Annotated in this window: 7 protein-coding genes; 6 read left to right on the top strand and 1 reads right to left on the bottom strand. The window is 47.2% G+C overall.

Going from position 1 to position 11,372, the window contains the following annotated elements; all coding sequences use genetic code 11:
- Positions 1-332: 332 nt before the first annotated feature.
- Genes AC1DP6_RS26325 through AC1DP6_RS26300 form a run of 6 tightly spaced genes read left to right on the top strand, consistent with a single transcriptional unit; the run spans position 333 to position 10,222 of the window.
- Positions 333-2,654: a TonB-dependent receptor gene (locus AC1DP6_RS26325; protein ID WP_477057517.1), complete on the top strand. Its 2,322-nt coding sequence runs from the start codon at positions 333-335 to the stop codon at positions 2,652-2,654.
- A gap of 27 nt (positions 2,655-2,681) precedes the next feature.
- Entirely contained in the window at positions 2,682-3,551 is an 870-nt protein-coding gene (locus AC1DP6_RS26320; RefSeq protein WP_477057516.1) for a heme/hemin ABC transporter substrate-binding protein, read from the top strand.
- Entirely contained in the window at positions 3,538-4,569 is a 1,032-nt protein-coding gene (locus AC1DP6_RS26315) for a FecCD family ABC transporter permease (protein WP_477057515.1), read from the top strand. Before AC1DP6_RS26320 ends, AC1DP6_RS26315 begins: the two co-directional genes overlap by 14 nt.
- Positions 4,569-5,342 carry a heme ABC transporter ATP-binding protein gene (locus tag AC1DP6_RS26310; RefSeq protein ID WP_477057514.1) on the top strand — a complete coding sequence of 258 codons (774 nt, stop codon included), beginning with the start codon at positions 4,569-4,571 and terminating at the stop codon, positions 5,340-5,342. The genes AC1DP6_RS26315 and AC1DP6_RS26310 overlap by 1 nt, the downstream gene beginning before the upstream one ends.
- 45 nt (positions 5,343-5,387) lie before the next feature.
- Entirely contained in the window at positions 5,388-5,894 is a 507-nt protein-coding gene (locus AC1DP6_RS26305; protein ID WP_441577267.1) for a hypothetical protein, read from the top strand.
- Between the two features lie 53 nt (positions 5,895-5,947).
- A complete protein-coding gene (locus tag AC1DP6_RS26300) occupies positions 5,948-10,222 on the top strand; it encodes a discoidin domain-containing protein (RefSeq protein WP_477057513.1) in 4,275 nt (1,424 codons plus the stop codon).
- A gap of 163 nt (positions 10,223-10,385) precedes the next feature.
- Here the strand turns inward: AC1DP6_RS26300 and AC1DP6_RS26295 are convergent, their stop codons facing one another.
- Entirely contained in the window at positions 10,386-11,300 is a 915-nt protein-coding gene (locus AC1DP6_RS26295; RefSeq protein WP_477057512.1) for a hypothetical protein, read from the bottom strand.
- Positions 11,301-11,372: the final 72 nt, after the last annotated feature.

Below are 11,372 nucleotides of genomic sequence, written 5' to 3'. Positions count from 1 at the left end.
GTCAATGAACAATGAAAGCACCTGTTGTGAGCATTATCCGGCATTCCAACTGATCAGCCAAACCAGATGAGTAAGAAGGGATAAACTAACCAACAGTTAAGAGACTCAACCAAAATCCAGCGTGTGTTGTGTAATTGCATAGACGACCGCCACTGATGAACCTGACTTTATTGTGAACAAGATCTGCACCGCTTAGATCCAATTTCTTTTTAAAAAAATTCATTATCGCCAATAGCGCTGCTATGTGTTGCATGCCTTTCATTTGCCTGCTGCAAGTATGCATGGTACCAACATGATAGTAGCACATCCTAAACCCATAACTTAAAAGAACAATGAAAACGTTAGCTACATGGCTGCTGATAACGGCCATATCTCTACAATGCTATGCACAACAATCTTTACAAGGAAAAGTATATGATATCTATACACAAGCGCCTGTTAAAGGAGCGGAGATATCTGCCGCCGGTAAAGTCCTGACAACAACAGATGCCACCGGTAATTTCAGAATTGATTATAACAGCAGTGATGATCTTATTGTAACAGCAGTTGGTTATGGGACGCAAAGTATTCATGGCAGCAACGGCAGCAAGCAGTTGATGATAGGTCTTACCGCTGTTATCTACCCCCTGGATGCCGTCACCGTACATGCCGGCACCTCACCTAATCTCTCCGAATCCAGATCAGTGGCCATGCTTACCAGGCAGGATCTGCAACGAAATGATGGATTGTTTCTTGAAAATACGCTGAACCTCGTTCCTGGCGTGCGGATGGAGAAAAGAACCATGTCGGGCGGACAGCGTATTACCATCCGGGGATACGGTAACAATACCAACTTTAATGGTACAGGATACAAAGCCTACCTCAACGGCATTCCTGTAACCGATGCAGAAGGAACCACTATCCTGGATGATATTGACTTTTCTATCCTGGGCCGTGTGGAGGTGATTAAAGGACCGTCTTCCAGTTTATACGGCAGCGGCATAGGAGGCGTACTGAAAATGTTTACGCTGAAACCATCGTCCCCTGGTACACATATTACACAGGAAGCGCTTGCGGGAAGCAATGGCCTGTTCCGGACCAATACCCGCCTGGAATATGCTGACCAGAAATCCGCTGTGATGCTGAATTATGGCCATCAGAACTACGATAGCTACCGTATCAACAGCGCATCAAAAAAAGATTTCGTTTCATTCATCGGTGATTTTTATGGCAATGAAAAGCAAACGTTTTCCGTGTATGCAGCCTATAACAGCTCCAACGATCAGCTTGCAGGGCAACTGGACAGCATACAGTTTGCACAGAAAAAAGATACCGGGGAAGTACCTTATCTGAAAAATCATGGCTACGTGGCTTTTGAAACTTATCGCGCAGGACTTTCCCATAACTATGCGTTTTCATCTCATGTCAGTAATCTTACCAGTGCTTACTTCAGCGGATACAAGCAATCACAGGCCTTTGCTGTAGGGCTGTCTTCCAATACAGCACAGAATTTCGGGGCCCGTACAGCATTTGGGCTGCACTTCACTGGCAGCACCATTACCTGGAATGGTACTATTGGCGCAGAATACCAGAAGACAAACTCCTTCAAAAAAAGTTATGGCCTTGCAGATAATGTACAAGGGCCACTTAGCGGTGACCTGGAACTGGCCACTATGCAATACAGCATCTTCACGCAATGGGAAATAAAATTGCCTCAGGGCTTTGCGGTTACTGCCGGCATAAGCAATAACTATATTGAATACGGCATAACAGACCGGTTAACCAATTCCGGTAATCCTTCCCACAAAGACCAGTCGGGTCATAAAACATTTACACCGGTAGTAACGCCGCAGCTTTCTCTATTAAAAACACTGACCAAAACGATCGCTGTATATGCCGGCGTCAGCAAAGGCTATTCCCCTCCCACCTCCGGCCAGGTAGTGATTCCGCAGATCAGCCAGGTAAACACCGGCCTGCAGCCGGAAAAATCAACACAATATGAGCTGGGCACCAAAGGCAGTTTACTGAATGAAAAACTCACTTTCCAGGTGGCAGTATTTGATATGGAGATAAAAGATAAACTTACTTCACAGGCGATAACCGACAACAACGGAACGGTGTTATACAGCGTTACCACTAACGCCGGCGGCCAGCAAAACCGTGGCATAGAAGCAGACCTGGCGTATAGCATCTCCTTTACCAAATCGGCTGCTTTCTCGCTGATACGTCCCTTTATCAGCTATACCTACTCCGATTTCACCTACAATGATTTCAAAAGCGACAATAACAATAACCCTAAAACTATTAACTACAGCGGAAATAAAGCTTCCGGTATAGCGCCGCATCTCTTCAACAGCGGAGCAGATGTTATCACTAAATGGGGTGTTTACCTGAATACCACTTTACAGTATGTAGATAAAATGCCTATCACATATGATAACAGACATTACGCAGATGCCTATACGTTGTTGCAGGCTAAACTGGGTTATAAACACCGTATTGGCAAACATATAGGTTTGGATGTATTTGCCGGTGGCAATAATCTTACCGGCAGCAGGTACTACACTATGGTATTCCTGAACGCCAGCTTCAGCGGAGCAACGCCTAATATATACCTGCCAGGACCTTACAAGGCTACCTGGTATGGAGGATTTAACCTGCACTATAAATTTTAATCTTTCTTTAAACCTGCATACTACGTCATGAAACCAAAATATGTATTACCTGTAATCCTTGTCGTTACACTTACTTCCTGCGGCAGATTTGGCAACCCTAAAAGCGATACCACTGATACCCGCATTGTTTGTTTATCCAAGCAATACAACGAAGTAATTTATGCGTTAGGCGCTGAAAAAAACCTGGTAGCAGTAGACCTGTCGAGCACTTATCCACCGGCGATTAAATCGCTACCCACAGTAGGTTATCACCGGGCACTAAGTGCTGAAGGAATTATTGCGCAGAACCCCACCCTGGTGATACACGATAATAATATAGGGCCCGAACCCGTGATGCGGCAGCTGGAGAAAATGAAGATCCCGATGAAAACCTTTACAGACAGTGTTTATACCATTGAGCAGGATAAAGCCATGATACGGCAGTTGGGCAGCTATTTTAAGAAAGAACCGCAGGCCGATAGTCTTTGTAAGCAATTAGATGCAGAGATAAAACAAGCGCTTACTAACGTACACCAATATATGGACACGCCTAAAGTAGTGATTATTCATTTTGGTCGCGCCATGAATATTTACCTGGCCATTACGCAAAAAAGCACTGCCGCAAAAATGATCAGCTGGGCCGGCGGCATTATTCCTATTGGCGGAGACAAAGGCATGCAGCAGGTTTCAGCTGAAATGATTGCACAGGCAGACCCGGATGTTATTTTACTGACAGACTTTGGTTATGACAGGTTAGGCAGCATTGAAAAGATAAAGGAACTGCCTGGAGTTGCCGGTACCAGGGCGGCACAAAGCAACCGGATTTACAGGATAGAAGAGCATGACATCGTATACCTGGGGCCCAGAACTGGTGCTAATGTACTCGCCTTTCAAAAACTGATACATGCCGTTAAGTAAACAGTACCGGGGGGTATATCCCCTGCTCACTGCCTTGCTGATAGTGACAGTGCTCCTGTCGGCCTGCTATGGTGCGGTAAACATCAGCACCGCAGAAATTGCCGGTGCCTTGAGCAAAACCTTTGCCGGTAGCGGAGACCTCTCCCTGCACGAACGTATTTTTATGGAAATACGTTTACCGCGGACCATCTTCTGTCTGCTGGCGGGTGCCGCGCTGGCTGTTGGCGGCGTATTGCTGCAGGCGCTTTTCAGGAATCCCATAGTGGAACCCGGATTAATAGGTACTTCCAGTGGGGCTGCTTTTGGCGCGGCCCTTTATTTCGTACTGGGGTCAACGTTACATTTCAATGCCGGCGAATGGACACTCCCCCTGGCAGCATGCGCAGGTGCCATACTGGCCACCTTCCTGGTGCTTGGGTTTTCAGAGAAAAAGCAAACGGGGAAAACAGCGATTGTAACACTGTTGCTGACAGGCATTGCCATCAACGCATTATTCCTGAGTGGCACCGGCTTTCTCTCCTATATTGCCCGCGACCCGCAGGCGCGTTCTATTACTTTCTGGAACCTTGGCACCTTGTCGGGCGCTAACTGGCATGCCGTTACCATTACAGGTATCGTACTGGCCATTTGCTTCTGGCGTGCCTTATCCTATACCAGCCAGTTAAACCTGCTGATACTGGGAGAAGAGGAAGCGATGCTGGCCGGCGTTTCGGTACAACGTTTAAAAAGGGAAGTATTAATCATCAATGTGGTCATGATTGCAGTAGTGACTGCCTTCACCGGCGTGATCAGTTTTGTGGGACTGGTAGTGCCACACTTTCTGCGGATATGGAAAGGTGCCGATAACAGGTACCTGGTAATTGGCAGCGCACTCGCCGGCGCCGTGTTGCTCAGTCTCGCCGATGTGGCAGCAAGACTCCTTTTAAGGCCGGCAGAACTGCCTATCGGGATCGTGACTTCCATCGCCGGCGTCCCTGTTTTCATCTTTTTACTGCGGAAAAAAAATTACTATTTCTGATGATCCGGCTATCCAATATTACCTGTAAAGCAGACAGTAAAATTTTACTGCAGGAGATCAGTACTGATTTCGCACCAGGCAAACTGCACCTGGTGATTGGACCCAATGGCGCCGGCAAATCCACGCTGCTGAAAGTAGCAGGTGGACAGCTGGCTCCCGATGAGGGCATTGTTCAGTACGAGGACAAACCTGTAGCCACCTTTTCCTGCAAAGCACTGGCACGTATACGTGCATCGCTTTCTCAACATATGGAATTATCCTTTCCGTTAAAAGTAGCGGAAATAGTTATGATGGGCCGATACCCTCATATGGGCGGCGACTACAGCAGCAAAGACCTACAGTACTGCCGGGAAGCATTACAGCTTTTTGATCTCGAACAGCTGGCAGCGCGTGATTATATGAGTCTATCTGGCGGAGAAAAACAACGGGTTCACTTTGCGCGCATCATGGCCCAGATATGGGAGCCGGTGCCGCGCTGCTGCCGCTACCTGTTGCTGGATGAACCGCTTACTTTCCTGGATGTACATTATCAGTACCAGTTTATGCAGTTGTTGAAAACATTAATACAACAGCAGGACCTGGTGGTGATAGGTGTAGTACATGATCTCAATATAGCGGCAAAATTTGCCGACAACCTCCTCCTCCTGCACCAGGGAAAGCTGGTATGCAGTGGCTCAAGGGAGGAAGTATTAACGTCATCACATATACGAAAAGTATACCGGATGGAGCCTGAAATCTATGAATCAGCAGACAGGTATTTCCTTTTATTCTAAAAAAGACTAGCCAGAATACTGAACCAATTTAAACCAACAGCCACAATGAAAAAAAAATCAGTCAGCATGCCGCTATGGCGCTCTGTTTTGCTGGTAGCACTGTTGCTTACCGCCATCTCTGCAGGGGCACAACAAAATGCCCGGTCGAGTCAGAAACCCGCTCCTGAATGGATCAAAATGATGGATGATCCTAATGTTAACTTCTTCGTTATTGAGAAATCTTTTAACGACTACTGGAAAGGCAAAGAACTTCCGGTGGAAGAAGATGAAGTACTGGATGTAAAAAATAATTCTGAAAGAAAACGACGTTTTCTCGGACTATTTAAAAGAAAAGAATCTGAAGCGAAAAAAGAAGGGGAACAATATGCATTTGAGTACAAGAAATACCAGTGGTGGCGCCGGCAGATGTTGCCCTATGTACAGCCGGATGGCACTATCCTCAATAAAGACCAGCAGATCCAGATCTGGCGGCAGCAGAAGGAGCTGAAAACAAATATTAACGCTAAACAGGCCAAAGACAGGAAAGAAAAAGACAGCAGCAGGACCAATTAGCAACAGGCCCTCTATCTGAAAAATATTCCCCACCTCAATCTGTAATAACTGATATGTATATACGTAAATATCTATCACTGATTTTACCGGCCTTCCTGCTGCTTTCGTCAGCTGCGTTTGCCCAGAACTACGGTAACTGGCGAAACATTGGCCCGGTGCTGTTTCCCATTAATTCTTCCGGCCAGATCAATGGCATTGGCCGCGTCACACAAATGAAATTCCATCCCTCCAGTGCCAGCACCATCTACGCTACCAGTGTATGGGGGCTCTGGAAAAGTACCGACACCAGCAATACCTGGCAACTAATGGGTACTGATGAATTACCGAAAGCTGCTTGTGCATCCGTATGTATCGATTATACCAACGACCAGGTGCTGTACCTGGGCACCGGTGATCCCAACTATTACGGCACGTCTCTCGGCATTTATAAATCCACTGACGGCGGACAATCATGGTTGCCCGCCAACAGCAGCATCGGCAACCGTATGGCCCTGGAGATGCTGATGTCCCCGTTGGATCATAATGTGCTGGTAGCAGCTACCAATGATGGTATCTGGAAAAGCACCAATGGCGGTATTTCCTGGAATCAGCAACTGGCTGGCGGGCAGTTTACCGACATGGTATTCAAGGCGGTTGCCAACACCAAAACTATCTATGCCGTAACAAGAGATGGTGCTTTCTATACCTCACCGGATATGGGAGATACCTGGACTCCGACTGTCCTCGTGCTGCCTGCCAATGGCGCCAATGGCACCAGGGTAGCGGTAACACCGGCAGACTCCAACCGGGTGTATGTTACCATGGTAGGCTCCAATAACGGCGCCGCAGGTGGCGTTGTATATCAATCTACAAATGCCGGCACTTCTTTTACGCAGGTAAAGGGAGATGTATCTCCTAACCTCAACGGATATACGAGTACCAGCACTGGTCAGGGAAATTATAACTATGGCATGTGCGCCGATCCCACCAATGCCAATACGGTGTATATAGTAGGACACCTGGTATGGAAAAGTACCAACGGCGGCAGCACCTGGACCCAAATGGAAGCTAACTGGGCCTCCATGATCCATACCGACATGCATGGCATCAAAGTAAACCCGTACAATACCTCCAAACTGTTTAATTACAACGATGGCGGCGTATGGCTCAGCACCGACGGAGGTACTACCTGGGTACCCAAATGCAGCGGCCTGGCCACTTCTGAAGTGTATCACGCGTCCAACAGTCCTATCCGTAGAGATATGATCAGTATTGGCACCCAGGATAACGGAGAACTGTATTATAAATACGCCGGCAATCCCTGGTTCACTAACAGAGGTGGCGACTGGGGTGCCAGATCTAACTTTGATTACAATACCAATAACCAGGTGTACTATTTCAATGGAAAAAGAAGAGCAGTGACCGGTGGCGATGCTACCTACAACCTGCCTTTTACCGGCACCAACAATATGCAGCTGGAATTCACTCCACAAAATGTAGCCATTGCTTTTGCTGCTGATACCGGCCTGTGGAGAAGTGCCAACATCACCGCGGCTTCTCCTGCCTGGACCAAACTGGTAAATAATACGGAAAAGATCAATGCCCTGCAGGTAAGTAATGCGAGTGCAAATGTGGTATACTATGTAACCACCAATCAAAAAGTATATCGTTCCCGCAATGCTACTGCTGCCACACCTACATTCACCAGCGTAGCCGCTCCCGTAGCTACCAGTATAGCCGCCAGCGTTACTACCATCGCCAGCGATACCAATATCGTGTACCTCGCCTGCGGAAGTAAAGTGTACAGGTCTGCTGACCAGGGAAATACTTACACCGATATCAGTGGCTCTCTCCCTCCCGTGAATGTGATAAGACTACTGGAAGACCGCTACGCCACTAACGAATCTGTATATCTCGCTACGGCAAGAGGCGTTTATTATCGGAATAAAAACATGACGGATTGGTCACTCTACTCCATAGGACTACCTACAGTAGCAGATATTACAGATCTATTTGCCTATAATAACGGCGTAGCCGATAGTAGTGAATTGCGTGTAAGCTTTTACGGAAGAGGTGTATTCGGCACCAAATTCAATAACCAGATTACACCATTAATCTCTTTTGCCTCTATTAATGTAGGTACTACTGCTGCCGGCACCAGCGTCTCCGGATGTAAGCCTTACACCGATTATACGCTCAACCTGTCAGTCAGTCCCGCACCTGCCGGCAATGCCAATGTACAACTGGTGGTGGGGCCTACGTCTTCGGCTATACGTGGTATTGATTATGATATCACCACTAATAGCAGCTTTACCACACCAGGTGATACCCTCATTTTCACATCTGGTCAGGCAGCTGTACGTCCTGTTACCATCAGGGTATATGGTAGTAAAACGGATCCCATCAGTAAGTTTGCTCTTCTTACTTTCAACGTAACCGGCACTACAAATGCTATGGCCAATCCATCCGCGCAAACTGCCCGCATAAATATTACCTATCCGGATGCCTCTCCTGTAGGAGATACGGCTTTGGTAAATCTGACGTATGGCAATGGCACCACTGGAGGAAGTGCGTCCAGTCCGTTCAATGGTACCCAATCTGATAAGAAGGCCCAGACCATTTATCCTGCAGATGAATTAAGGGCCGGCGGTATACAGAAAGGATACATCTACGCGGTGTCCTATCATGTAACTTCCAGGACAGTGACAACTACCAGCACCTTCCAGAATTTCAATGTAGCGATAGGTGCAACGCCACAAACAGCTTTCACGGAAACCCTGTTCGATGCCAGTCCACTTACTGGCGTATACTCCGGCAGCATCAGTGTTACCGATACCGGTTGGATACAGATACCATTCTCCCAGCCCTACTACTGGGATGGCTACTCCAACCTCCTGATACAGTCCTGCTACAATAATACGGATGGCAATGACCAGGGAGACAACCTTGTTGCTTCTGTATCCGTAAGCGGTGCGAATCCTACCGCCTTCCAGCGGCAGACCAGTGGTGCCGGTTGTTCATTTAATGCACCTGGATACGGCTCTACAAGACCTAACCTGATCATCAATACCAGGCCGGCTGTAACACCGGTAGCCAGCACATTGAATACCACTACCACCCAATATCTCGGGCCCAATGCCACCGTATACTTTGCAGACACCAGCGGCAAAATCATTGCAAAGGTGCAAAACCAAAGCAGCTTTGATTATGGCTGCACCTCAGTAAAAGTAGACCGTGCCGGCACCAGCGCCACCCAATTCTGGGACGCTACCCCTGCACATTATCTCGCGTCCAAAACCGTGAAAATAACACCGGCCAACAATAACGCGGCAGGCAAAGTAAGCGTAACCTTGTACTATAGCCAGGCTGAAAAATCAGGATGGGAAACTGCTACCGGCAAATCATGGGACAGCATACAACTGGTGAAAGTTAAAAGCAACATCAGTAATGTAACACCCGCCACGCCATCCCCGGATGGTCCGGGTACCATTGAGGTGGGCAGAGATACCAGCAGTAAAAAAGGCGCTACCATTTACTATGTAACGGCTACGTTTAATACTGGCCTGGGTGGTCTGGGTGTTGGTATGCCTGGTACGCCGCCAGCTTCGTCTGCCTGCAACACCCCTATTCCGCGCACGCAACTGAGGATCTATCAGTTCGACAGCCAGGAAACGGTCGGTGAAAGCGCCCCTGTTACCAATGTGATCGACGGCAACAACACTACCTTCTGGCATACACAATGGTATAACAGCACCGCTCCTATGCCACATTATGTAGCTGTTTACCTGGGTGGTGCATACAATCTCAGTAAGCTGACCTATGTACCAAGGCAGGCAGCCGTTAATGGCCGCATCAATGCCTACCAGGTACATGTAAGTACCGATAGCATTAACTGGACACAGGTGGCTACCGGCAACTTTGTGAACAGCACCGCTTCACAGGATGTGGTATTCAGCCCTACAGTAAAAGCTAAATATGTAAAACTGGTAGCTACGTCAGAAGTAAATGGTAATGCATGGACTTCCGTTGGAGAACTGGCCTTCACCGGTTGCCCTGATACCACCATTGCGCCGATGATACTGAAAACAACAATGGCTGCCGGAATTAACGTATACCCAACGATGTTACAACGCGGTCAAAGCATCAACATCCGGGATAAAGCGGCTGGCAACCTGGTCGTGAAGTTGTATGATATGAATGGCAGAATGATAAAGACACAGCGTATTACAGGCAGCGGCAAAATTAATACCAGCGACCTGCCTGCAGGTGTGTACATCTACAATATTTTCAATAGCAAGATAAGTACTGTGAAACAGGTAACGAGTGGAAAAATTGTGATAGCGAACTAATTGAAACTAAATGATATAAAAAGAGCTGCTTCAAAATTTGAAGCAGCTCTTTTTATTGTAATTACATCTAAAAGGTGTATCCGGGGAAAATCACTCTACCCAATTTGCTATGGCCACCTTGTCGGGATGTTTATAAAATAGCCAGCGGAGTTGAATCTCCCCATTACATAGCTTCTACGATCATCCAGGCTATTTTCGCGGGGCCTAAACCAGTCCTGTTCCTGTTGGAAGTAATTGTAAAAGATTCACCCGGCGTAGTGGAGCTCACATTGACAATTAATATATAAAGGCTCGCAGGCCCAGACCCAATGGCACCCTGCCCGCTTTGAGGCGTCAAAAATATACGGCTATTGGCAGTAAGCGCAGTAGTATTAACGGTGGCAGTGTATTCGCCGTCTGCAAGGTCAATTACCCCCATTCTTGCATCACTTACACCTTCCTTTATCTTAATTACTTCTTTTGATTGGAAATGCGTTTCTGCATAATCTTTAAACAACAGCTCCCGCCAGTTACTCCACGTCGTTTTTGTGTCGTCTTTAATTCTGAAGAAAACACCGTTAGGACCCAGCAGTTCTCCGTCCCAGTTAACCGCCATATCAAAACCGGTAGTCCCGTTGCCCACCATCAGGCCATTGTAGTAAAGTGTTGTTCCTTTTGATTGAAAAGCCTGGTCGGACAGTGTGGGCATATCGATGCCAGAATAAATACCATATCCTACCACTTTATTCATGGGCCACTGTGCAAACGGAATAGCAGTACCGTTGGGAACAGCTTTATAATTGCTGCCAGCCAGATCATACCTGTTATCTCCCCATGAACCCAGATCTACTGTATCCTGGCCTGGAATAGAGAGCGCGTTGCCGGACATGTTTAACTGTAACTGCCGGAACTCTGTTCGTCCCTGTCCTTTATTAAAGAGAAAGCCAGGCACCTTCTGGGTCCTGTTTTCGAGGATTAACTCCGCAGTGTCACAAGTGTTATAGATGCGGACACTGTCTGCGCGGATCTGGTAAACTGTTTGGCTAAATAATGAATTACAAACAAAAATCAGCAGCAAAGTACTCAGGAAAGTTTTCATAGATGTAGTAAGGGCATTGTTTCTACAGGAAATAGTATCTCGATACAAAAACAGGATTCAAAGCTAGGATAT

The organism is Chitinophaga sp. 01L420 (genome assembly GCF_056399985.1).
The sequence above is the reverse complement of the archived record's forward strand: the minus strand, read 5'-3'. Positions and strand labels throughout refer to the sequence as shown.